Source organism: Pseudomonas sp. RC3H12 (genome assembly GCF_018596375.1).
Taxonomy (GTDB): Bacteria; Pseudomonadota; Gammaproteobacteria; order Pseudomonadales; family Pseudomonadaceae; genus Aquipseudomonas.
This window is the reverse complement of sequence record NZ_CP075595.1, coordinates 848325-870993: the sequence shown is the minus strand read 5'-3', so window position 1 is coordinate 870993 and position 22669 is coordinate 848325. Positions and strand designations below refer to the sequence as shown.

The following is a 22669-nucleotide window of genomic DNA, read 5'->3' as shown; positions in this document are numbered from 1 at the left end:
GGGCTCAGAAGAACGCGTCGACACGGAAATAGATCGGGTGTTCGCGGCGGGTGATGACGTCGGGGCGCTCCAGCGAGCGGGCGAAGGTCGCGCTGGCGGCGAAGTACTGGCCGCGCACGTTGAACTCCAGGGCATTGCCGCTCAGACGGCCATGGTCCTGGCCGTTACCGTGCTGGCCCTTGATCACCCCCGCGTCGTAGGCGAACGCCATGCCGTATTCGCGTAGCCAGGGCTGCAGCGGCGCCCAGGTGACCGGCCGGCGCCAGCGCAACTGGTTGCGCCAGTAGCCGCCGCTGTCGCCGGTGAGGGTCTGCTCCTTGAAACCGCGCACCGAGGTCAGCCCGCCGACGCTGATGCGCTGGCCGCTGTAGAGGGCATCCTCGCTGCGCTGGCCGGTGGCCAGGCTGTCGAAGCTGAACTGCTCGCCCCACAGCTGGAACGGCTGCAGGTAGCTCAGGGTGAGGGTGTACTTGTTGTAGCGCGCCACCGGTTCGTTGCCGCGCGGATCGCCCGCGCCCTGGGCGTCGAGCGCGCCGATACCCTGTTGCCAGCCGGCATCGAGGTTGACGAAGGCATTGCCGATGCGACGACCGTGGTTGACGCCCAGCTGGCGCTCGGTGATACGGGTGCTGGAAACGTCGATCAGGGTGTCGTCCAGGTAGTTGCGCGCCCGCAGGTGGCTGACGCCGATATTGACCGCGGTCTTGCTCAGGCTGTCGCGGTGGATCACCCGTTCGGCCTGGAACTGGTGCACGCTGTTGTCGCCGTCGAGCTTGAAGGGGAAACCGCTGGAGGTGTCGCGGGTGCGGTAGTAGTTGTGGTTGTAGCTGTAGTTGAAGGTCCACCAGCCCCACGGCAGGCTGTAGTTCAGGCCATGGCTGTCGGAATGGCGCCAGTGGTCGCTGACCACATCGCGCCCGCCACGCAGGCTCAACTGATCGGCCAGGCCCAGCGGGCTGTCCCACTCCAGGCCAAGGTTCATCTGCTGCTCGCCGCTGCTGGCGTCGCCGTTGTTGTGACGGCTGGCCGAGACCCGCCAGGGTTTGTCACGCTGACCCTTGAGCTGCACGCGACTGCCGCCGACCTCCTGGCCGGGCACCAGCTCCACCTCGACCTGGCGCGAGGGCAAACGGCCAAGCTGGTCGACCATCTGTTCCATGTCGCGCAGGTTGAGCACCTCGCCAGTCTTGCCGGGGAAGGCCATGGCCATTTCCCGGGGGCTGGCCAAGGCGGAGCTGTCCAGCCCTTCCAGGCGGCCTTCGACGATGATGATCTGCAGCACGCCGGAGCCCAGATCCTGCTGGGGCAGGTAGGCGCGAGTGGTCAGGTAGCCACGGTTCAGGTAATGGTCGGTGATGCGCTTGAGCAGGTCGTTGAGCTGGCCGACCTGCAGGCACTTGCCTTCATAGCCTTCGAGCAGCGCCTTGCGCTGTGGCTCGTCGAGCAGGCTGGCGCCTTGCAGGTCGATGCGCTGGATCTGGAAGCAGCGCCCCTGCTCGGTGGGCTGGGCAGGCGCCTGCGGTGCCTGCCTTCCCGGCAGTTGCTGGAGCTCCTCAAGGCGCTTGCGCTGCTCCTGCAGCAGGTTCTCCTGGCGGTCGCGGATCAGGTCACGATCGCCGGGTGTCTGGAACGGTGCGGCACCGGCGATTAACGGCAGCAGCGCCAGACTGACAGCCAGGGCGCGAAGAACGAGGGGCATACGAGGTGGTCCATCACTGGAAATCTGATCGCATCACTGCGAAGTGGCTGCGAAGGGTACAAGACCAGCCGCACGCCATCAATACGACATCACCCCGAATCCCTGCAGGCTGATTCGTTTCCGTTTACAGGACCTCCTAGCCCAATCATTCAGCGCTGCTGCGCAGGCTTGGCGACAGCACGAAACCACCACCCCTGCTGCATGCCGGCCGCCGCCAGCAGAATCAGCCCCACCCCCAGCCACTGCAACGGCGCCAGGCGATGGTCGAAGGCCACCCAGTCGACCAGGATCGCGGCGATCGGGTAGATGAATGACAACGCACCGGTCAACGCCGTAGGCAGGCGCTGGATAGCGCTGTACAGCAACACATACATCAACCCCGTGTGCACGATGCCCAGCGTGACCAGGCTGCCGAGCGCCGGCAGTTCACCCGGCAGTCCGCCCAGCTTCACCCAGGGCGCCAGCAGCAAGACGCCGGTACTCACCTGGATCAAGGCGATCAGGTGCGGCGGCGTGCCGGTCAGGCGCTTGATGATCAGCGCCGCCACGGCATACAGGAAGGCCGCGCCCAGCGCCAGGGCGATGCCCTGCAGGTACTCGCCACCACTGGCCTGCCCCGCGCCATGAGCGCTGACGATGGCCAGCATGCCGAGAAACGCCACGCTCAGCCAGGTCAGCTTGGCCAAGGTGATCTTCTCGCCCAGGAACAGTGCCGCCAGCCCCACCAGCATGAACGGCTGGACGTTGTACACCGCGGTGCCGATGGCGATCGATGCCCGCGAATAAGAGGCGAACAGCAGTACCCAGTTACCGACGATCGCCACCCCGCTGACCACCGCCAGCAGGAAAGTGGCACGGGTCAGCACGCCTGGTTTGAGGAAGCCCATGGCCGCGCAGATCAGCAGCAAGGTGCCGGCACCGAACACGCAACGCCAGAACACCACCTCCAGCACCGGCTGCCCGGACACCAGCACGAACCAGCCGATGGTCCCGGAGATCAGCATGGCGGCGATCATTTCCAGCGAACCACGGCGCAACGAATTGTCCATCTCACACCTCCTGTCGACGATGGGCACAGTATGCGGAGGGTTGAGGCTGACCTTCCAGCGGATAACCAAGGCAGATCGACTCATACACCTTTACTATCAAGGCAGATTTGGAAAATCACCTAACGAGGTAGCCATGACCGATGACATCGACCAGTTACTGATAAACGCCCTGATGGAGGACTCGCGCCGCTCGCTCAAAGCCCTGGCGCAGATCAGCGGCCTGTCGGCGCCCAGCGTCAGCGAGCGCCTGCGCCGTCTGGAGGAGCGCGGCGTGCTGCGCGGCTACACAGTAGAGGTGGACCCGCGCTGTTTCGGCTACCAGTTGCAGGCCATCGTGCGCATTCGCCCGCTGCCGGGGCAACTGCAGGAGGTGGAACGGCAGATCGTCGCCATCCCCGAGTTCACCGAGTGCGACAAGGTGACCGGCGAGGACTGCTTCATCGCCCGCCTGCATGTGCGCTCGATGGAGCAGTTGGACACGCTGCTCGACCGACTGAATGTGCTGGCCGAGACCAATACCGCGATCATCAAGAAGACGCCGGTGAAGCGGCGGTTGCCGCCGATGGACTGAGAAGGTCCGGCAGTGCAGACGTCAGCCGACGCATGCTTCAGCCGGAACACGCACCGAACGTGTCCAGAAGTTGATCGATAGCGACGTACTCAACGAAGTGACTTGATGAAACCAGCCTTCAGGCAAGAACAGCAGGTCGCCAGGCCTCAGTCGAACGGGCAGGAATTCCACATTCCGGGCTGTCGGGAAATCCTCCCAGTTCGGCTTGTCCGGATTGAAATCACATCCTTCCAGGCCGCCATCCGGTGAAGTCGCCCAACTGCCCAAGGCCTCGCGATGATGCGGTGCGGCCAGCAGCATCGATTTCTCACCCCACACCTGGGCAAACAGATTGTCGCTGTCATCTCGGTGAAGTGGCGTCAGCGTGCCCTTCGGGCCCAGCCAGAACCTTGGCGCTATATACTGTGCCCGCTCGAACAACTCGGGAAACCGGATCAGTTGAAGCCATTGCTGCGGTACCTGATTGTTTCCCATGTACACAGCCGGTTCGTCGCCGGTCGGCTTACTCGCCTGTTCCATCCCGGCGACAAAATCCACCACCCTTGTGGCCTTGAACTCACGCCCGGAAGAGAACGCATGGTCGGCGTAGTGCCCGTGCCGACTGATGCCCTGTACGTCGGCAAAATGCTCCAGGGCTTGCCCCATCGACATCTTCGCCAATGGCCAATCGTCGAGTGCCGAGCTGAGCACCAAGGGTTTGCCGGCTGCCCGGTAACGGGTTGTGAACTCGTGTACCGAAAGCTGTCGCGCGGTACGCCGCTCGATCCCGCCACGCATGTCCAGACGAGCCGATAATTGCTCGCTGAAGCGAGGGCGAGCCGGGTAGCGGCGGTCCATTTCCACCCGTTCCCCATCGCCGCCATGCAATGCTCGACTGACCAGGCGCGGAAGCAATGTCGCCAGCCCGAGGCGGCCGTCGATTTTCAGCTGCCCTTGGGCAAAGAGCGCTTCGATATCGGACTGCCCCTGCATGATTGCGAGAAACACTGACGTGTCCATGGCGATGGTCACATCTGCCTGTGGATGCATGCCCGCATGAACCTGGGTGCAAGCCGGCGCACACACCCAGAAGTGTTGCTGCCCGGAAAACACGAACTGGAAGGTACCGGCAACCCCCACTTCATTGGCTCGTGCAAACAATGACGACAGCGCGGATTGCACTAACATGTCGGACTCCGATCAAGTCGCTTCAGGCTACTTTGCGAAGACAGTTCCGTGCCCACGCGTCACACCCTCCATTTCGGAGCGTTCGGCCAATGCGCCATCGAACGAGATCAACCTGTCCGTCGTGGCTTTCCAGTCGGCCAGACGGTGATAGGCATTGATGAACCAGCTGAGATTCTCGCAAAGGTTGCCGAACGCCGAGTTGATCTGCATGACGTCACCAAACTGGATGGCACCGGAAAAGAAGCGCGGAACCGCCAGCAGACTACTGAACACCAGCGAGAGCTGGCTGTAACTCTCGGTGAACAACGAAAGACGCATCTTCACGCGGATAGTGCGGCGCATATTGGCCAGGCTGACATCGAGCTTTTCACTGATGCGGTCTTTTTCGCCATTGCGGCCTGACTGATCCCCCTGCTCGCAGGAGTGGTCCCGGAAACGGATGAGGAAATATCGCAGATCCGCCTCGGAACGCTGTTGATTGTTGCTCAAGGAGACCAGTTTGAAGCCGATTTTCTGGCTGATGAAGGTGCCCAGCAGCGCATAGAAAATGGCAGCCCAGAACATGTAGGCGGGGATATTCAAGCCCCACAGTTGCGCACTGCCTGAAATACTGATCAACACCACGCTGAACGAGACCACGCTGGCCAGGGTGTAGAACAGGCCGCAGGCCAGATCGATGGTCTCAAACGTGAATTTGTTGATGTCCTCGGCGATGCGCTGATCGGGGTTGTCGACCTGCTGCTCGATCTGCTCGGGGCGATTCGACTCGACCACCCATGCCGACAGATAGTGATTGGTCAACCAGCGCCGCCATCTTAATGCGAAAACATCGACCCAATAGGTGATCAAGACAGAGCGCAATACCGACAGCAGCACGATGGCAACGAATACCAGCACCAGACGATAGAAGGAAAAGGCATCGAGTGCTTGGATGGCATTGTAGAAGTGCTTGTACCATTCGTTGATAGCCAGCGCGGTAGCTACGGCCAGCAGCGACAATACCGCCAAGGCCACCAGTGAGCACCAGGCAAATAGCTTCTCTTCACTCTTCCAGTACAACGACACCAAACAAAAGGTCTTACGCAGAAATGACGCATTTTCAGGGACGCTATCATTCCCGCTAGCGATTTTATATTTCATTGACATCACGGAGTAAAAATTCATTATTAGCGGAGCGCGCATCACTTTTTATATACACTCTGCACGCACAACCTGAGCCTTGCGTACAGGGCCGCGAACCGGCCACAGAAAGCCAACAATAACTGCCTTAAATCTTACTTCTACGCAACAACCGTAGCGACAACGTTATCACCACTGCCATCAATGCGTATTTAACAAATTTATCAAGCATCCAATAATCAGCAGCCGTACCCACGACTATTCCGATCGAGATGGTTACGACCATCGAGACTAACGCGTTCATTAGTTCTACTCCAGATCTATCATCTAACAGCTTTTGTCGGCAGAAGGCCTAGTGCCACTAATCGCATTCAGTGTATCGTCACCTAACCACGCCCGACACCCTACAGGTGTAGGGAGGGCGTTCATTGACTCGCCCAGTCGAAAAGAGGCTAAAACACCCAACATTTCTGGTCTGCTTCAGCCTCTCCCGACCTTGAAAAGCGGTCAAGCGATAAAAATTGACCGAATTGCCTACCCTGGCAAAGGGCCATCGAAAGCACTTTGCAGGCGCTCTATTATCTCTCGTCCGGGATCTACTTTAGCTCTATATTCGAACACCAACATCGTCTAGAAATACTTGGACAACGAGGGATGAACAACAAAATAAATCAATAGATAAATCACCGGAACTGAAACTAAAAACAGCAAATGATCAGTATTCCACCCATATCTCACCTTCAGGTAGCCTGCCATTTTTTTGAACAGCACCGCCAACAGCAATACGACAAGCAAATCTATTAAATATATCACCTTCCCCTCCACACCCTAGATACCGAGCAAACTATTCTCATGAAGAAAAAGAGTCCTCACCTTTAAAGTTACCCATATCATGACTAACTCTTAAGCGCCGGTGGAAGCACTGCCCCAAAGTCTGGATCCATTACCTGCAATCACTCCCCCCCCAAAACCTGCTGTTGTTCCCGCAGCAATGCTTCCGATGCCTACAGGTCCAGTGATAGCACCAATTAGCGCGCCAGACGCTGCTGCTAACGCCAAGTCAGCTGCATTGACACTCCCACCACCGGTTTGAGTGCCCAGATAGGTAGCAACTGTCACTATCGCGCCCCCCACTGCTCCAATAGGACCAAAGGCGCCTGCCACCATCTCAAGCTCGTCTTCCGTGATATCTCGCATTATTAAAATTCCCTATGATTTTATGGAAACACGTTTGTCTTCAGCTAGGCGCACGCGACTCACCTTATCTAACAGCAGCGATCAAAGCGCCCAGAACCCCAGGCGCCCCAAGCTCGCCGCCAGACGCAATCGCGCACGGTGCCAACCATTCAATGCAGCAATATGCTCCTGCTCCGCCATTGCATAGGCGGAAGAAGCATTGAGCAGCTCGATCATGCTGCCCACTCCAGAGCGATAACGGCCCTGGACCACGTTCAGGGCGAGCATTGCCTGCTCGACCCACTCGGCGGTTCTGTCCAGCGCCTGGGTCTCGATACCCAGCGCCTGGTAACTGGCCCACAACTCCAACGCCACACGTTGTCGAACATCGGCCAGTTCTGCTTCCTGGGCCTGCACCCTGGCCCGGGCACCCCGAACCTGATAGGTGCGCCCGAACCCTTCGAACAACGGGATGCTGACCTGAAGACCAACGCTGTTGTCACGGATATGACTATCGCCGTTGTAAGCCATGGCCTGATGGGTCTTCACATCCGACAGCGAGGCAATCAACGACAGCGATGGGCGGCCGGCAGCCTCGCGCTCGGCGACGGCTGCCTTGGCCGCCTCCAGTTTCGCCTTGGCGGCGATCAACGCAGGGTGGTCGTTGCCCGCCTGCTCGAGCAGTGCATCCAGGCCTTTGACGAAGGCGGTGTCCGGCCGTCGTGTCAGCGTTTGCGCCAGCATCAACCGCGTCTGCGGCGCCAGCCCCATGCGCAAGGCGATCTGGCCTTTGGCATCACGCACCGCCCCCTGGCCGCGGACCAGGTTCAGGCTGGCCTGCGAGTAGGCAGTCTGCGCCTGGAGGCGGTCGCTCAGCGCGGCGGCGCCCGCGTCGAACTTGGCGCTGGCATCCTTGAGGTTTTCCGCGGCCAGCGCGGCAACCTGCTCGGCGGCCCGTTGCCTGTCCTGGGCGGCCAGGGTGTCGTAGTACAGGCTGGCTGCCTGCACAAAGGCCTCCTGCAGGCGCTCATCCTGATTGGCATTGGCCGCCACCAGCAACTGCCGCGCATTGCGCAGGTCGGCTTCACGCCGGCCGGAATCGAACAGCACCCAGCTCAGGCTCAGACGATGGTCCAGCTGACGTTGACGCCCCTGGGCCGAGGTGTCGGCCTGTTCGTAACGGGTGTCGTTGCGCCCGCGGCTGTAGGTGGCCGTGGCATCGAGCCTGGGCAGGTACGCCGAGCGCGCTACCCCGACCTGCGCCGCCTGGGCCTTGGCCTGCGCCCAGGCGTGCCGGGCCTGGGGGTCGTGGCACAACACCCGCTCGACCATGACCTCCAGGCTGAGCACCTCCGGTAGCGCCCCATCCACGCAGGCCGCACCCAGGCCTGAGCCTTGGAGCACGGCCGCAGGCGCCACGGCGTCGGCGGTCGAGAACACGTCCAGTGCAGCAGCACAGGGCGCCCATGCGCACACAAGCACCAGCAGGCAACGATTGAAGACACCTGCACTCATGGCGTGACAGCTTCGCCCAGGTCCGACGACACGCACGCCACCCGCTGATCAAGTACCACCCGCCCCGCCTCGAGACGCACTACCCGATCTGCGGAGGCGATCGTCTCGGCACGGTGGGCAACGATGATTCGCGTCACATCGAGTGCACGTACCGCCGCGTTGACACACTGCTCGCTGGCCACATCGAGATGACTGGTGGCCTCGTCGAGGATGAGAATATCCGGCCGCCGGTACAGTGCCCTGGCCAGCAGCACGCGCTGTTTCTGCCCGCCCGACAGTACGGTGCCCATGTCGCCCACCAGCGTGTTGTAGCCCATCGGCATGGCTGCGATGTCGGCATCGATGGCGGCCATGCGCGCGCATTCCATGGCCCATTCCAGATCGGGGCTCGTTTCGAAGAAGGTGATGTTGTCCGCGAGCGAGCCGGCGAACAGACAGTCGTCCTGCATCACCGTGCCGATCCGCCCGCGCCAGGATTCCAGGTCCAGCTGGCGCAGTTCATGCCCCGCCATGCGGATCTGTCCGCTGGTGGGCGGCAATACCCCCAACAGCACATTCACCAGGGTGCTCTTGCCACATCCCGAGGCCCCGGTGATGGCCACGGACTCTCCGGGAGCAATGCGCAGGTCGATGCCATCGAGCACCAGCGGCTCATGCTCGGAGTAGCGGTAGCTGAGGTTCTGGATGTCGATGCTCATCCGCCCGGCTGGCCAGTTCACCGATTGGCACGCATCGCGCTGCTCCTCGGGCGGCTGCAGGACGATGTCAGCCAGACGCTCGCCCTGCAAACGCAGCATATGCAGGTCGAACAGGTGGTCTACCAGGCTCGCCACACGGCTGACGAACTGGCTCTTGTACGCCACGAACGCCATCAGCACGCCAACGGTGAAGTGGTTGTCCATCACCAGCGCAGCGCCAAAGCCAATGGTGCAGAGGTTTTCCAGGCCGAAGATCAACGCATTGAGCTGGGTATAGAGCAACTGCAGTTTCTGCGTGCGCAACCCCGCGTTGATCTGCGCGACCAGCAGCCCCAGCCAGGTGGAACGCCTTTCGCTTTGCCGCTGGAACAGCTTGAGCGTGCGTATGCCACGCAGGGTTTCCAGAAAGTGGCTCTGCTGGCGGGCCGCATGCACGATCTGCTCCTCGCTGGCACGGCGCAGCGGGCCATACCACGCCCAGCGCACGCCGATGTAGGCCACCATGGCCAGTACCGCGATCATCGCCAGCAGGGGGCTGTAGAGGAACATCAGGGCCAGGGTCGCGACGGTCATCAGGCCATCGAGAATCGCCGAGAAGAATGCGGCGGTCAGCGTATGCTGGATTTGATCGACAGCCCCGAAGCGAGACACCACATCACCCAGGTGGCGTTTCTCGAAGTACTGGATCGGCAGGCGCAACAGGTGGCTGAAGACGTTCGCCCGCCATTGCACGCTCAGCAAGGTGCTCATGTGCATCATCACCCAGGCCCGCGTGGCGCTGACCAATTGCTGCATCAGCAGCAACAGGCCGAAGCCGATCATCAGCGTGCTCAGCAAGTCGCGGTCCTGAGTGACCAGCACATTGTCGAGGGTCCATTGCAACAGGAACGGGCTGACCAGCGAGAACACTTCCAGCGCCAGCGCCAGCAGCAACACCTGGACCAGGCCGCGGTACAGCCCGCTGACGCGGCCGAGCATTCTCGTCAAGCCGAGTCGGGGCTTGGCAGCCTGCGGTTCGAAGCCCGGCTCGGGCCAGACCTCCAACGCAACGCCGGTGAAACATTCGCTGGCCTGGGCCAGGCTCAGTTGCCGTACCCCCTGCGCGGGATCATGCAGGGTCAGGCGCTGCCCGTTGACCGCCTTGAGCACCACGAAATGGTTGAAGTTCCAGTGCAGCACACAGGGCAGCTTGAGCTTGTCCAGGTCGCTCAGCTCCAGCCTTACCGCCCGAGTGCCAAGATCGAGGCGCTGCGCAGTCTGCATCAGTTGCCTGAGGGTGATGCCCTTGAGCGAGACGCTGAACTGCCGGCGCAGCTCCATCAGGGTCGTATGGTGGCCGTGCAGGCCAGCGATCATGGCCAGGCATGCGAGCCCGCACTCGGTGGCCTCGGTCTGCAGGATCAGCGGCAGACGGCGCCCCAGTGTCGGGGTAATGGCATCGATGTAGTTCATGCATGCATTCCTAGAGCTTGCCGGTCAGGCTGTAGAGCGGTTCGAGCACCCACTCGTACAGATGCCGGGTTTCCTGCAGGACATCCGCCTCGAGCAGCATGCCCGCCTGCAAGGGCCGGGACTCACCGTAAGCCAGCACCGCCTGTTTCTGTATCTCCACGCGGATGCGATAGATCTGTTCGCCGTCGCCTCCCAGGCCCGGCACGGTCCCCACCACATTGGCAAGCTCGGCGGCCGAAAGCGTCGTTCTGGACACTGAAATCACCTGGCCATGGTGCTGGCCGAACTTTTGGTAGGGATAGGCCTGGTAACGCAGCAACACGGCATCGCCCGCCCGGATGAAGCCTATGGCCTTGCTGGGGGCATACAACTCGGCTTGCAGGTTGGCATCCGCCGGCACCAGGCTCATCAATGATCGCGAACTGTCCACGACCTGCCCCGGCTCGGCCAGAATGGAAGTGGCCACGCCTTGCTGCGGCGCCGTGATGACCAGTGAGCGCTTGGCTTCGCTCTCGATCAGCGCCTGCTGCACCGACGACAGGGAGCGGCCGATACTGGCCAGCTGATTGCCGTGTAACGCGGCCAGCCCGGCCCGTTCGTGCTGGCGCTCGACCAACTGCTGCTTGAGCACCGTGGACTCGCGCACCAACCCCTGCAGGCTCCGGCGCTGGCCAAGAAGCTCGGCCTGCCGCTGCTGCAATTGGTCCATGGAGATGTAGCCCTTGTCCATGAGGCCCTGGTAACGCTCCGCCGCATTGCTGGCCAGTTGCACAAGCCGCTGCTGGCTGGCGATTTGCTGGGCCAGCGTGTCCAGCTCCTGAGTCAGGCTTTGCAATTTGCTGTCCAGGCTCAGCCGCGCTTCGACTTGCAGTTGCTGCTGCTTGCGCAACTCTTCCTCCAAGGAATGACGCTGGCGCTGGAGCTGATCGCTGACCTCTGCCTGGACAGGCCCCGAGTCGACCGAGCGCTCACTGGAAATCAGCAACAACCGAGCCCCTTGCTCTACCAGCTGACCCTCTTCGACGAAACGCTCCAGCACGACACCGTACTGCGGTGCGTGTATTTTCAACTGCCCGGATGACGGCACCAGTTGACCCGGGACTGTGCTGCGCCGGGTATAGCTGCCGTAGAAGAAAAAACTCACGACCATCGCCGCGAGCAACAACGCCACGAGTGTCATCACCGTGAACGAAACGGGCCGGACCAGCACGATGTCACCCAGCCAGTTGGTCTGTCGCGCGGCCAGCGCTTCGTGTCGAAACAAGGGGGCCTTACCTGTCACGCAGTCATCCTTTTTTTGGCCGGGCGTCATGCTCCCGGCTCAACCCCACAGGGCCAATCGCGTCAAGAGGTCGCCCTCGGTGGCCGATAAAAAATGGGCCTGCGCACTAAATTTTTGACCTGACCGTTCGTCCCACCCCACCATGAGCAGGACAGCACATACAGCCACTCGATTTTTACCATCCGCCGCCTGACAGTCGGCAACTGCAACACTAAGGGAACATGCGTTGAACATCACGGAACGAGAACATGACGTCATTCACTGTTTATCAAAAGGATTGACCAACAAGGAAATCGGGCAACAATTGGGTATCAGCCAGCACACCGTCAGAGACCATTTGTCTTCGGTATTCAAGAAATTGAATATCAGCAGCCGTATTGAACTGGCGATTCTTATCAATGCGTCTAAAGTTCCTGCGCACAATGCTTGATTATCCACACTCTTGAAGTTCAGGCCATCCTACACCTGTAGGGTGGCACTTTGGCATGACCGTGAGGTATAAACAGTCACTGCCCCGCCAGTTCGATACGCTGACTGGCCACTTCGGCACCCACCTGTCCACCACTGTCGAAACTACGCTTTCCCGATGAACGCCCCAGACAATAAAGCGGCTCAACTCAATGAGCTGCACGAAGTATTCGTCCCTTTCGACGCCGTACTTATCGAAGGCTGTGAAGTTGTTTATCTCAACGAGTCGCTGTGCCAACAACAGACTTCGGATGACGTACTCGCTTCTTACAGTTACTTGATCAAGCCCGAGGCCGTGCCGCGGTGCGACAGCGCACCGCGCAAGACTTTCATGGCTGAACGCTATGGCGGCGACGGTATTCTAAGCAACGGCGGTGGCGCGCGCTGCGGGTTCGATGGCACCTGGCAACTCAAGGGGCTGGGGGCCAATGCCCTGGTCGGTCATGATGTCGACGCGGGCCATGGGGATGGCAACCTGTCGCTGACCACCGCGCTCTATGAATCGATCTGGGCAGAGATCATCGAGTCGGTGCTGCCTTTCGGGGCGACGCGCACCGTGGCCATCCTCGACACCGGTCTGACCTATGACACGTGGAAAGGGGCGTTGAAACGCGGCCTTCTCGTGCGTCAGCCGGTTGTGCGCCCCGCGCATTTCATCAGGTCCGTTTACTTCAGACAGAAGCGCCTGGATGGTTTGGGCGAGGATGCGCTGCGGGTAAAACAGGCCATTCAGCGACTTGTCGAATTCCTCCCCGCGGCACCAGGCTCGACCGCCCAGATGCCCGCACTCGAACAACGCCTGCAAAGTGGCCTTGTTGAACTGGCCGACCGCTACGCCGAGCAATTCGCTGCTGCGCGAGCAAAGCACATCATCCATTTCAATGTCAGCGCATCCAATGTTTCACTTACAGGCGGCTGGCTGGACCTCAGCGGTATTTGCCTTTTCACTGACGACGCTATACACGACCGCTCCAGCATCGACCGTTTCAATACCGAATACCTGCCCGCCGTGCAAAGCCTGCAGAGCCTGTGTTACTACCTGGGCAAATATGCGGTCGTGACAGGCGACGTTTCGCTACGCCTTTGGCAAACGACTGCGGAGCACTTTACCCAACGCTACAACCACTACCTGCACCTGTATCAGATCGCTCAGGCCGGGTTCCCGCTCTGGTTGTTGCGCGCGGTGGAAAATGCCCCGGAGTTCACCGCCTTTGCCACGGCACTGCACCGTGCTCTGGAACTTGACCCGTTCACGGTCACCTCCATAGCCGACGCAGTAGGTTGGGACGGATATGAACGCTGGAGTGGAGCGCTCTTTCACGCCCTGCTGGCCAGCCTGGACCAGGACACTGCAGCAGCCGGCCCAGCCTGGCTGGCGAGCAATCCCACGCTGGACGCTCAACTGCGCTCAAGTTACGGTCAGCTGTTTGACAGGGTTGCTCAGGTGGCTGGCGATCACGGCATCGACCGCCGGCACTTGCACCTCGCCCTGCTGATCAATGCCACGCGGCTGAACCGCAGCCACCGCGTGCTGCATGAGCTGCAAAGCCAGATCGATGCCCTCGACGAGAAACCGGACGGTGACCGAAGAGCGGCCCTGCATGCCTTGCAAGACCACGCGCTGCTGGCGGCTCGCTTCAACCTCGGCCATGAACAGCCGGACGCCCTGCCGTTCTGGTCAACTGCCACGCTGGCCATCAGCTTCAACCCTGAAACCGGCTGCTTCACCTTACCAGGGCGTGCTGCACAAGCGCTGACCCTGGAGGCGCTACTGGCCGAGGCCGATGGCGATGAAGAAATCAGACAAGCATTGAACTTCTACCCTGGCCTCGCGAGGTGAAAAGATGACCAGACATTACAACCTGCAGACCAACTGCCGGGATACCAAGCTCAATGACAAGGCGGCGATGTTGGGCCATGCGGCCATGGTCATGGCCTGCTGCCGACGCTCTTCAAGCTTCCAGATACGCACGTTGTACTACTGGCTCGCACCCGCTATCGAGCACGCACAGATCATCATGCTCTTCGACTCGTCATCTACCCCCCGAGGTTTTCTCATCTGGGCGCACCTGGCGCCCGATACCGAACAACGCTTTGTGCAGGACCCGAATTTCCTGTTGCACCCCAGCGAGTGGAATGAGGGGGGACGGGCCTGGGTGATCGATTTCTGCTTCCCTGGCGGCGCTGTCAAGGAAGCGCTTGCCATGTTCCGGAAGCATTTGCGCGAAGCCGGCGTCAGCCAGATTTCCTGGGCACGCAGACGCGCTGACTATTCGATCCGGCGCGTTGGAAGCTGCAGGACATGAATGTCCTGGCCGGAAAAAGGATCCACTCGCATAAATAGTTGTACACACAAACGTCACCATTGGTGCCATTTTTGTGTGCACTTTCACAAGGTAACGCCCCAATAAGTTACACATCAATCGCTATAAAATTTGACCAAATGATCAACTAATTCAACATCATAAATTTTAAACCTGTTCATTCGGTCAGTTTATAATCGACTACTTTCATTAACTTACCTACCAATTAGATCGATTCGAAATAAAAGCTACACCGCACTCCGATTCCGTCTGGCATGGAACTGGCTTTTGTGTGTTCGTGTTTTGTATACAAATTCAACAAAACATAAATACACAAGAACTCGCAGCGCCGCCCCATCGGCGGCCGTTGCGCCCAGAACCCAGTGATGCCAACGCCTGCACCGACGAGATGGCGAGCCCGTGCGCCAGCGCCCGCTCATCGCAGTCACGCGCATCAGGAGCCGCCGGAATGAGTAGCAGCCTCCCCCTTGCCCCTGAACTTTCCGTTGCCAGCACCCATCCCTCGACCACCAGCCTCGAAGGCCACCCGGCCGACCTCGAACTAAGCCCACGCCTGCACAACCGCGACCTCGCCCCGACCAAACTTGCGGGCCGCCGTTGGGGCGGCTACAGCATCTTCGCGCTTTGGACCAACGATGTGCACAACATCGCCAACTACTCGTTCGCCATGGGGCTGTTCGCCCTCGGCCTGGGCGGCTGGCAGATCCTGCTGTCGCTGGCGATCGGCGCGGCGCTGGTGTACTTCTTCATGAACCTGTCCGGCTACATGGGGCAGAAGACCGGCGTGCCGTTCCCGGTGATCAGCCGTATCGCCTTTGGTATCCACGGCGCGCAGATCCCGGCGCTGATCCGCGCGGTGATCGCCATCGCCTGGTTCGGCATCCAGACCTACCTGGCCTCGGTGGTGCTGCGTGTGCTGCTGACCGCGGTGTGGCCGCAGGTGGCGGCCTTCGATCACGACAGCATCCTCGGCCTGTCGAGCCTGGGCTGGGTGTGCTTCGTGGCGATCTGGCTGGTGCAGCTGGTGATCCTCGCCTACGGCATGGAAATGGTGCGCCGCTACGAGGCGTTCGCCGGACCGGTGATCCTGCTCACCGTGGCCAGCCTCGCCGTGTTCATGTACTTCAAGGCCGATGCGCGCATCGCCTGGTCGGTGGCCGAGCCGCTGAGCGGCTACGAGATGTGGCGCAACATCTTCGCCGGCGGCGCGTTGTGGCTGGCGATCTACGGCACCCTGGTGCTCAACTTCTGCGACTTCGCCCGCAGCTCGCCATGCCGCAAGACCATCCGCGTCGGCAACTTCTGGGGCCTGCCGGTGAACATCCTGGTGTTCGCGGCGATCACGGTGGTGCTGTGCGGCGCGCAGTTCCAGATCAACGGCCAGATCATCGACAGCCCGACGCAGATCGTCGCCAGCATCCCCAACACCGCGTTCCTGGTGCTCGGTTGCCTGGCCTTCCTGATCGTCACCGTGGCGGTGAACATCATGGCCAACTTCGTCGCCCCGGCCTTCGTGCTCAGCAACCTGGCGCCGCGGCATCTGAACTTCCGCCGCGCCGGGCTGATCAGCGCCACCCTGGCGGTGCTGATCCTGCCGTGGAACCTGTACAACAGCCCGCTGGTGATCGTGTACTTCCTCTCCGGCCTCGGCGCCCTGCTCGGCCCGCTGTACGGAGTGATCATGGCCGACTACTGGCTGCTGCGCAGGGGCCGCATCAATGTGCCCGAGCTGTACAGCGAGAACCCCGCCGGCGCCTATCACTACACCAAGGGCATCAACCTGCGCGCCGTGGCGGCATTCATCCCCGCCGCGCTGCTGGCCATCGTCCTGGCCCTGGTGCCCAACTTCCAAAGCGTCGCGCCGTTCTCGTGGCTGATCGGTGCCGGTATCGCCGCCGCCGTGTACCTGCTGATCGCGCCGCGCCATGTCCAGTACCACGACGTCAGCGGTGAATGCATCGCCGTCGACCACAGCAGCCACTGAATTCAGGGAGATCCGTCATGCGTATTCTGATCGCCAACGTCAACACCACCGCCGCCATCACCGAAGCAATTGCCGAACAGGCGCGCAGCGTGGCCGCGCCCGGCACCGAGATCGTCGGCCTGACCCCGTGGTTCGGCGCCGAGTCGGTGGAGGGCAATTTCGAAAGCTACCTGGCCGCCATCGCGGTGATGGACCGGGTGCTGGCCTACGACCAGCCGTTTGACGCCGTGATCCAGGCCGGCTACGGCGAGCATGGCCGCGAAGGCCTGCAGGAACTGCTGGAGGTGCCGGTGGTGGACATCACCGATGCCGCCGCCAGCACTGCCATGTACCTGGGCCACGCCTACTCGGTGGTGACCACCCTGGACCGCACCGTGCCGTTGATCGAGGACCGCCTGAAACTGTCCGGGCTATACGAGCGCTGCGCCTCGGTGCGCGCCAGCGGCCTGGCGGTGCTGGAGCTGGAAGCCGATCCACGGCGTGCGGTGGAAGCCATCGTCGAGCAGGCCGAGCGCGCCGTGCGCGAGGACAAGGCCGAAGTGATCTGCCTGGGTTGCGGCGGCATGGCTGGGCTCGACGAGCAGATTCGCCAGCGCACCGGGGTGCCGGTGGTGGACGGCGTGAGCGCGGCGGTGACCATCGCTGAATCGCTGGTGCGGATGGGGCTGAGCACCTCCAAGGTGCGTACCTATGCCACGCCGAGGGCGAAGAAGGTGGTGGGCTGGCCGATGCGCTTCGGGCGCTGAGAGACTCGGCGCCTGCTTAGGCCCTATCGCCGGCAAGCCGGCTCCCACAGGACACTGCAGCCCTTGTGGGAGCCGGCTTGCCGGCGATAGGGTCAGTTTCGTCAGCGCAACAGCCGTGCCAGTCGCTCGCCACTGCCACACGCCAAGGTGAACCCCAGCGCGCCATGCCCCAGGTTCAGCCACAGGTTGCGATACCGCGTGGCCTCGATGATCGGCACCCCGGTCGGCGTCGCCGGCCGCATCCCAGCCCACTCCACCGCCTGTCCGTAATCAGCGGCCTGCGGCAGGGTCTCGCGGGCCAACCGGCGCATGCTCGCGAGCCTGCCGGCATCCACCGCCTCGTCATAACCGACGATGTCCACCATCGCCGCCACCCGCAGTTGATCCTCCAACCGGGCATAGACAATCTTGCGTTCGTAGTCGGTGATGCTCACCTCGGGCGCCCGGTGCGTGGCAACGACCGGCGCGGTCAGGCTGTAGCCCTTCAATGGGTAGACCGGCAGGTGCAAGCCTGGCAAGGCCAGGCCGACGCTACGGTGCCCGGCGCTGAGCACCAGGCGCTGCACCTCCAGCCTTTCACCGCCCAGCTCCAGCGCGACCACACGCTCGTCGCGCGCTATCAGCCGGGTCACCGGCCGCCCCAGCAGCAACCGGCATTGCCCTGACGCCTGCAGCCGTTCGGCCAGGCGCAGGCAGAAGCGGTGGCAGTCGGCGACCTCCTCGTGCGCAGTGAACACGCCGCCCACGAAAGGAGCTTCGGCAAGCGCCGGGTCGAGCCCGCGTAGCTCGGCGGCATTCAGGACCCGTTGCGTGTCGGGATCCAGCAAGTGTTGGCGGCCGTGCTCGAATGCACGCTGTGTTCGAAACGCGACCAGCTTGCCATTGCGTCGCCAGGCGAAGCCATCGAGGCCGTTCTCTTCACGCCAGCGGGCGAGTACGGCCTGGCTTTGCAAGGCCAGATCCAGCAACTGGGCGGCATTGCGCCGATTGACCCGGGTACGGCAGGCCATGACGAAGGCCGCCAGCCAGCGCCACTGCGCGGTGTCCAAACGTAGCCGCAGACGTAGCGGCGAATCGCCGCGCAACAGCCAGCCCAGCGCTTGCCATGGCACCCCGGCATCGGCCAGCGGCGCCACGTAGCGATATGACAACTGCCCACCATTGGCGAAGCTGGTCGCGCTGGCCAAGCTATCGCGAGCTTCGACCAGGTCGACCTGCCAGCCTTCGCGCACCAGTGCATAGGCCGTGGCCAGCCCGACCACGCCGCCACCGATCACCGTTACCCGCTCCATCGGCACATCCCTGCCCGGCCCAGAAAGCCAGACAGTAACAGCAGCTCAGGTCGGGCAGCCAGCCTCGCCGTTATCCAGGCCCTGGCGCACGCTACGGCTGAGCAGGGTCGCCTTGCCATCGCGCCAGGTCAGCGTGAGCACGTACAGGGAGTCAAAATCGTCGCGGTGCCAGTCCTCGGTGAGCACCCGGTCTTCACCCAGGGCCTTGCCGGCCACGGTGTTGATCAGCTCCGGCAGATACCCCCGTGACCAGGCCGTGTAGACCGTCGCATTGCGGTACTTGTCACTGAGCAGTTCATCGGCCAGCGCGGCTGTGTCGTTGGCGCCGTAGTCGATATTGACCGGCAAACCGAGGCGGATGGCGGCGGGGCTGATGGTCATCAGCGGGCGGATATAACTGTAGCGCTCATCCTGGCTGCCCTCCTCGACACCTCGTGAAGGGTTGGCGGCGAAGACGTAGTCGGCATCACCGAAACGCTCGGGCAACAGGGTCGCCAGGTCCAGGGCCCGGTTCAAGCCCTGGCAGTTCAACTGCCCGAGACCCTCGCCGGGTTTCTCGGCGTGACGCAGGAACACCAGGGTCTGGGTCCCGTCGACCGGTTGCGCCCGGCTTTCGACCACATCCAGGGCCAGCGGCACGGCGGCGGCGACGAGCGTCAGGCTCAACAGCAAGTGGCGGCGACGGCGAAGGAAGGCTGGCAGCTTCATACAGGGCGGGCTCTATGTGGCACTGGATATCGGGTTGCCCCGCCACATGTCCCTGTCGTGATTGCCATCCTTGGCAGCGAGTGAGGCTCAGAGTGCCTGCGGCCCGTTTGGTTCCTCCATGACTGCACATACCTTCCTTGGACAATCAGCACCTTAGCGCATCGGTGTTGCTGAAGTATTACAGGCGGTTCAATCGTCGCGGGTCAGCACTTCCAGCAATTCGATCTCGAACGTAAGGTCCGAATTCGGCGGAATCGCACCGACCGAGCGTTCGCCATAACCCAGGTGCGCCGGTACCTGCAGCTTGCGCTTGCCACCCACGCGCATGCCCATCAGGCCCTGGTCCCAGCCCTTGATCACCCGGCCGGTACCGATGACGCACTGAAACGGTTTGCCGCGTGCCCAGGAAGAATCGAATTCACGGCCGTCAGCCAGGGTGCCACGGTACTGGGTGGTGATCAGCGCACCCTTGACCACGGCCTTGCCGTCGCCTTCCTGTAGATCGATTACGTGCAGCTCACTGCTCATGGCAGGTTCCTCGAAGCGGTTTTTCGTGGCGCCGTTTTCTCAGGAATGCGCAGGTTTGGCAAGGCGGGCGGTGTCAGGTGGGGGCGAACTGGTCAAAGACCTGTTGACCGGTGAGGTGCCGGGTCTCGTTCTTGAAGCAATACCAGGCGGGCTGTTCGTCGACGAATATCTGCTCGGTGAAGCTCCAGTCTTGCTCGCCATCCAGCAGGCCGACCGGTACGACGTACAGGTCGCTCTCTTTCAGGCGGTAGAACAGGTGCGTGCCGCACTGGCCGCAGAAGCCGCGCTGGGCCCAGGGAGAGGAGTCATAGGCGATGGGGGCCGGGCCTTCGATGGTCGGGGGCTTGGCGCATTGCACTGCCAGCAGCGGGCCGCCGGTCCATTTGCGGCACATGCTGCAATGGCAAGCGCTGACATGGTTATTCTCGAGCGTGACACTCAGTCGGGTTTTGCCGCACAGGCAACTGCCTTGCTTTTCCAGTGACATAGCCCGGGCTCCTTGCTGTTGTTCTTGGGGACTTGGAGTATAGGGTCCGGCCGGTCAAGAGCAAGAACGCGTGTCGATGGGGCTGGGCGGCCCCGACAAGCCATCGTCAGGCAGCACGCCCAATCGGATAGAACGTGCCCCGGCTCCAAACCCCAAGCCATTCCTCCCCGTCGATCTCGCGCGGCACCGCCAGTTCCACCAGCTGGTAGAACACGTTGCGATGGACCAGCGCCTCGAGATTGCCGCGCATCAGTACATAGGGCGAAGGCTCTTGGGTGACCGGATCGAGCTCGACCCGCAGCGGATGGTCCGGCCCGGCCTCGACCTGGTCCTCGACGTTGCTGGTGAAGCGCAATACCTGCTGCTCGCCACTGCCCTGCACGTCGAGCAGCACAGCCACGAACGGCGCGTCATCCACCGTGATACCGACCTTCTCCACCGGCGTGACCAGGAAGTAGTCGTCGCCATCGCGGCGAATGATGGTGGAGAACAGCCGCACCATGGGCTTGCGGCCAATCGGCGTGCCCAGGTAGTACCAGGTGCCGTCACGCGCGATGCGCATGTCGATGTCGCCGCAGAAATCCGGGTTCCACAGGTGCACCGGGGGCAGCCCTTTGTGCGCGGGGATCTGCGCCAGCAGATCGCTGGCCTTGCCGGAATCGCTCATGACTCGCTCGCTCAGTTGCTCATGCCCAGGAGGCTACGAGCGTACTCGCGCATTGGCGCGGCAAGCAAATCCTGTGGCGTGTTGTCGTGGAACGTCAACAAACCGCCGCGGCTCTTGATCCGCGCCGTATCGATCAGATAACGGGTGCTGGTCTCGATCAACATCATCTGTACCACGCCACGGTCCCAGCCCAGGCGGTCGACGGCCTGCTCGTCATACCATTCGTTACCGTTGCCTATACGGTCGTCGGTGCGGGCGAAACGGGTGTACAGCACGTAATCGGCGCCGACCGAACGGGCCTCGGCGATTGCGTCCTCCAGCCCCAGCGGGCCTTGGGCACGGCGCACCAGCGGGAAGTATTCGACGAAACTCTTGAAGGCCTCCTCGGCCACTGCGTTCTGCCGTGGCACCGGCCCCTTGCCCGGTGGCACGAAGGCGCCCTGGCCGATGAAGATGAACGAGTCCGGCTGCAGGCGGATCGACAGGGTACGGGTGGTGTCGCTGTGATCCAGCAGGCCCGCATCACTCATGTGGTAACGGACGCCCTCGCCCATATCGCTGACATTCATGCAGCCGCCCAACGCCATCAGCGCCAGCAGCAAGACCAGGCTACGCATCTTTCCTCCAGAAACCGGTGACGAAAAACCGGCGAATAGCCGCAGGATGCAGCTTTTGCGCCAGAGTCAGCCGCCGATCACCTTCATCACCATCACATCGCCGGAAAATGCCACATCCTGCTTGTCCGCCAGGGCCTTTACCAATAACCGCTGCAATGCCGGAAGCGCTTGATGACGGGGCTTGTCGAGCAGGTCCCCGACAAAATGACGGTTACTCGACGACAGGCAACCATGCAGCCAACCGGTGGACGACAGGCGCAGGCGCGAACAACTGCGGCAGAATGGCACGCTCTCGTTGGCGATCACCCCGAAATGACCTTTGCCGGGAATGCGATAGCGCAAGGCCGTGGCATCCAACGGGCGTGGCGCCTGTTCATAGGCATGGGACTGCCCGATCAGCGCCAACAGTTGCTCCAGGCCTACGAACTGCTGCAGGAAGGCGTTGCCATCACGCGCCAGGTGGCCCATGCGCATCAGCTCGATGAAACGCAGCTCGTAGCCGCGCTCAAGGCAATAGTCGAGCAGCGGCAGCACCTGGTCGAGGTTCTGCCCGCGTATGGGCACCATGTTGACCTTGATCGCCATCCCCGCGTCACTGGCCTGGGCCATGCCCGTCAGCACGCTGGCCAGGTCGCCGCCGCGGGCGATACGGCGAAAGGCCGTGGCATCGAGGGTGTCGAGCGAGACGTTGAGCCGGCGGATACCTGCGTCGCGCAGCAGCGGGAGCTTGCGGGCGAGCAACTGGCCGTTGGTGGTCAGGCTGATGTCCTCGAGGCCCAGCCCGGCCACCGCGCCGAGGAAGGCCTCAAGTCGTGGGCTCACCAGCGGCTCGCCACCGGTGATGCGCAGCCGCTCCACCCCGGCCGCCTCGACCAGGTACGCCACGCCGCGGGCCAGGGCATCCGCCGTGAGCTCGTCCTGCGCTGCCACCAGGCGCTTGCCGTCAGGCACGCAGTAGGTGCAGGCATAGTTGCAGGCAGCAGTCAGGCTGACGCGCAGGTTGCGAAAGCGCCTGCCTTGACGATCGACGATCATGGATGACTCCGGCATGGATGAATCGGGCCGGCAAAACCTGACTCAAAAATCAGGTTTTTGCAAGCCTTCCTGTCGAAGCCTTGAA

20 protein-coding genes are annotated in these 22669 nt (G+C 62.0%); 6 read left to right on the top strand and 14 right to left on the bottom strand.

The window, feature by feature from the left end; genetic code table 11:
* Positions 1-4: 4 nt before the first annotated feature.
* Complete coding sequence (locus KHO27_RS04095; protein ID WP_214501251.1) at positions 5-1699, bottom strand: ShlB/FhaC/HecB family hemolysin secretion/activation protein; 1695 nt, start codon at positions 1697-1699, stop codon at positions 5-7.
* Between the two features lie 149 nt (positions 1700-1848).
* Positions 1849-2748 (bottom strand): DMT family transporter, encoded by a 900-nt coding sequence (locus KHO27_RS04090; RefSeq protein ID WP_214501250.1) that lies wholly within the window; start codon positions 2746-2748, stop codon positions 1849-1851.
* 133 nt (positions 2749-2881) lie between these two features.
* Here KHO27_RS04090 and KHO27_RS04085 point away from each other — a divergent pair, with 133 nt between their 5' ends.
* The gene (locus KHO27_RS04085) at positions 2882-3319 is read left to right on the top strand and encodes an Lrp/AsnC family transcriptional regulator (protein ID WP_094010627.1); all 438 of its coding nucleotides are present in this window, start codon (positions 2882-2884) and stop codon (positions 3317-3319) included.
* A gap of 21 nt (positions 3320-3340) precedes the next feature.
* Here KHO27_RS04085 and KHO27_RS04080 read toward each other — a convergent pair whose 3' ends face one another.
* From KHO27_RS04080 to KHO27_RS04060, 5 genes are all read right to left on the bottom strand, one after another.
* On the bottom strand, positions 3341-4486 hold the full coding sequence (locus KHO27_RS04080) for a cupin-like domain-containing protein (RefSeq protein ID WP_214501249.1): 1146 nt from the start codon (positions 4484-4486) through the stop codon (positions 3341-3343).
* A 27-nt stretch (positions 4487-4513) separates the two neighbouring features.
* On the bottom strand, positions 4514-5626 hold the full coding sequence (locus KHO27_RS04075; protein ID WP_214501248.1) for an SbmA/BacA-like family transporter: 1113 nt from the start codon (positions 5624-5626) through the stop codon (positions 4514-4516).
* A 1257-nt stretch (positions 5627-6883) separates the two neighbouring features.
* Positions 6884-8296 carry a TolC family protein gene (locus KHO27_RS04070; RefSeq protein ID WP_214501247.1) on the bottom strand — a complete coding sequence of 471 codons (1413 nt, stop codon included), beginning with the start codon at positions 8294-8296 and terminating at the stop codon, positions 6884-6886.
* Positions 8293-10446, bottom strand: coding sequence for a peptidase domain-containing ABC transporter (locus KHO27_RS04065; RefSeq protein WP_214501246.1), 2154 nt, complete (start codon positions 10444-10446; stop codon positions 8293-8295). Before KHO27_RS04065 ends, KHO27_RS04070 begins: the two co-directional genes overlap by 4 nt.
* A gap of 10 nt (positions 10447-10456) precedes the next feature.
* The gene (locus KHO27_RS04060) at positions 10457-11710 is read right to left on the bottom strand and encodes an HlyD family secretion protein (RefSeq protein ID WP_250888403.1); all 1254 of its coding nucleotides are present in this window, start codon (positions 11708-11710) and stop codon (positions 10457-10459) included.
* A 244-nt stretch (positions 11711-11954) separates the two neighbouring features.
* Between KHO27_RS04060 and KHO27_RS04055 the strand changes: the two genes are divergently transcribed.
* The 5 genes from KHO27_RS04055 (at position 11955) to KHO27_RS04035 (ending at position 17250) form a co-directional block, all read left to right on the top strand.
* Positions 11955-12158 (top strand): response regulator transcription factor, encoded by a 204-nt coding sequence (locus KHO27_RS04055; RefSeq protein ID WP_094010633.1) that lies wholly within the window; start codon positions 11955-11957, stop codon positions 12156-12158.
* Between the two features lie 156 nt (positions 12159-12314).
* The gene (locus tag KHO27_RS04050) at positions 12315-14036 is read left to right on the top strand and encodes a hypothetical protein (protein WP_214501244.1); all 1722 of its coding nucleotides are present in this window, start codon (positions 12315-12317) and stop codon (positions 14034-14036) included.
* A 4-nt stretch (positions 14037-14040) separates the two neighbouring features.
* Positions 14041-14502, top strand: coding sequence for a toxin-activating lysine-acyltransferase (locus KHO27_RS04045; RefSeq protein WP_094010635.1), 462 nt, complete (start codon positions 14041-14043; stop codon positions 14500-14502).
* Positions 14503-14968: 466 nt separating this feature from the next.
* The gene (locus KHO27_RS04040; protein WP_102683572.1) at positions 14969-16504 is read left to right on the top strand and encodes an NCS1 family nucleobase:cation symporter-1; all 1536 of its coding nucleotides are present in this window, start codon (positions 14969-14971) and stop codon (positions 16502-16504) included.
* A 17-nt stretch (positions 16505-16521) separates the two neighbouring features.
* Positions 16522-17250, top strand: coding sequence for an aspartate/glutamate racemase family protein (locus tag KHO27_RS04035; protein WP_110703939.1), 729 nt, complete (start codon positions 16522-16524; stop codon positions 17248-17250).
* A 101-nt stretch (positions 17251-17351) separates the two neighbouring features.
* Here the strand turns inward: KHO27_RS04035 and KHO27_RS04030 are convergent, their stop codons facing one another.
* The 7 genes from KHO27_RS04030 to KHO27_RS04000 form a co-directional block, all read right to left on the bottom strand.
* Positions 17352-18542, bottom strand: coding sequence for a D-amino acid dehydrogenase (locus KHO27_RS04030; RefSeq protein WP_214501243.1), 1191 nt, complete (start codon positions 18540-18542; stop codon positions 17352-17354).
* A gap of 45 nt (positions 18543-18587) precedes the next feature.
* A complete protein-coding gene (locus tag KHO27_RS04025) occupies positions 18588-19250 on the bottom strand; it encodes a histidine phosphatase family protein (RefSeq protein WP_214501242.1) in 663 nt (220 codons plus the stop codon).
* A 189-nt stretch (positions 19251-19439) separates the two neighbouring features.
* A complete protein-coding gene (locus KHO27_RS04020) occupies positions 19440-19778 on the bottom strand; it encodes an FKBP-type peptidyl-prolyl cis-trans isomerase (protein ID WP_102683576.1) in 339 nt (112 codons plus the stop codon).
* A gap of 73 nt (positions 19779-19851) precedes the next feature.
* Positions 19852-20265: a GFA family protein gene (locus KHO27_RS04015; protein ID WP_110703930.1), complete on the bottom strand. Its 414-nt coding sequence runs from the start codon at positions 20263-20265 to the stop codon at positions 19852-19854.
* Positions 20266-20371: 106 nt separating this feature from the next.
* Positions 20372-20932 carry a DUF1285 domain-containing protein gene (locus KHO27_RS04010; RefSeq protein WP_111532699.1) on the bottom strand — a complete coding sequence of 187 codons (561 nt, stop codon included), beginning with the start codon at positions 20930-20932 and terminating at the stop codon, positions 20372-20374.
* An 11-nt stretch (positions 20933-20943) separates the two neighbouring features.
* Entirely contained in the window at positions 20944-21549 is a 606-nt protein-coding gene (locus KHO27_RS04005; RefSeq protein ID WP_214501241.1) for a DUF4823 domain-containing protein, read from the bottom strand.
* A gap of 66 nt (positions 21550-21615) precedes the next feature.
* Positions 21616-22584, bottom strand: coding sequence for a GTP 3',8-cyclase MoaA (locus KHO27_RS04000; protein ID WP_214501240.1), 969 nt, complete (start codon positions 22582-22584; stop codon positions 21616-21618).
* Between the last annotated feature and the right edge of the window lie 85 nt (positions 22585-22669).

What these genes read in the sequence shown, in the direction of transcription:
- KHO27_RS04035 (WP_110703939.1), top strand. Translation starts at nt 16,522, where the DNA reads ATGCGTATTCTGATCGCCAACGTCAACACCACCGCCGCCATCACCGAA.
- KHO27_RS04070 (WP_214501247.1), bottom strand. Translation starts at nt 8,296, where the DNA reads ATGAGTGCAGGTGTCTTCAATCGTTGCCTGCTGGTGCTTGTGTGCGCA.
- KHO27_RS04085 (WP_094010627.1), top strand. Translation starts at nt 2,882, where the DNA reads ATGACCGATGACATCGACCAGTTACTGATAAACGCCCTGATGGAGGAC.
- KHO27_RS04065 (WP_214501246.1), bottom strand. Translation starts at nt 10,446, where the DNA reads ATGAACTACATCGATGCCATTACCCCGACACTGGGGCGCCGTCTGCCG.
- KHO27_RS04040 (WP_102683572.1), top strand. Translation starts at nt 14,969, where the DNA reads ATGAGTAGCAGCCTCCCCCTTGCCCCTGAACTTTCCGTTGCCAGCACC.
- KHO27_RS04075 (WP_214501248.1), bottom strand. Translation starts at nt 5,626, where the DNA reads ATGAAATATAAAATCGCTAGCGGGAATGATAGCGTCCCTGAAAATGCG.
- KHO27_RS04090 (WP_214501250.1), bottom strand. Translation starts at nt 2,748, where the DNA reads ATGGACAATTCGTTGCGCCGTGGTTCGCTGGAAATGATCGCCGCCATG.
- KHO27_RS04000 (WP_214501240.1), bottom strand. Translation starts at nt 22,584, where the DNA reads ATGATCGTCGATCGTCAAGGCAGGCGCTTTCGCAACCTGCGCGTCAGC.
- KHO27_RS04095 (WP_214501251.1), bottom strand. Translation starts at nt 1,699, where the DNA reads ATGCCCCTCGTTCTTCGCGCCCTGGCTGTCAGTCTGGCGCTGCTGCCG.
- KHO27_RS04005 (WP_214501241.1), bottom strand. Translation starts at nt 21,549, where the DNA reads ATGCGTAGCCTGGTCTTGCTGCTGGCGCTGATGGCGTTGGGCGGCTGC.
- KHO27_RS04030 (WP_214501243.1), bottom strand. Translation starts at nt 18,542, where the DNA reads ATGGAGCGGGTAACGGTGATCGGTGGCGGCGTGGTCGGGCTGGCCACG.
- KHO27_RS04050 (WP_214501244.1), top strand. Translation starts at nt 12,315, where the DNA reads ATGAACGCCCCAGACAATAAAGCGGCTCAACTCAATGAGCTGCACGAA.
- KHO27_RS04020 (WP_102683576.1), bottom strand. Translation starts at nt 19,778, where the DNA reads ATGAGCAGTGAGCTGCACGTAATCGATCTACAGGAAGGCGACGGCAAG.
- KHO27_RS04015 (WP_110703930.1), bottom strand. Translation starts at nt 20,265, where the DNA reads ATGTCACTGGAAAAGCAAGGCAGTTGCCTGTGCGGCAAAACCCGACTG.
- KHO27_RS04010 (WP_111532699.1), bottom strand. Translation starts at nt 20,932, where the DNA reads ATGAGCGATTCCGGCAAGGCCAGCGATCTGCTGGCGCAGATCCCCGCG.
- KHO27_RS04045 (WP_094010635.1), top strand. Translation starts at nt 14,041, where the DNA reads ATGACCAGACATTACAACCTGCAGACCAACTGCCGGGATACCAAGCTC.
- KHO27_RS04025 (WP_214501242.1), bottom strand. Translation starts at nt 19,250, where the DNA reads ATGAAGCTGCCAGCCTTCCTTCGCCGTCGCCGCCACTTGCTGTTGAGC.
- KHO27_RS04080 (WP_214501249.1), bottom strand. Translation starts at nt 4,486, where the DNA reads ATGTTAGTGCAATCCGCGCTGTCGTCATTGTTTGCACGAGCCAATGAA.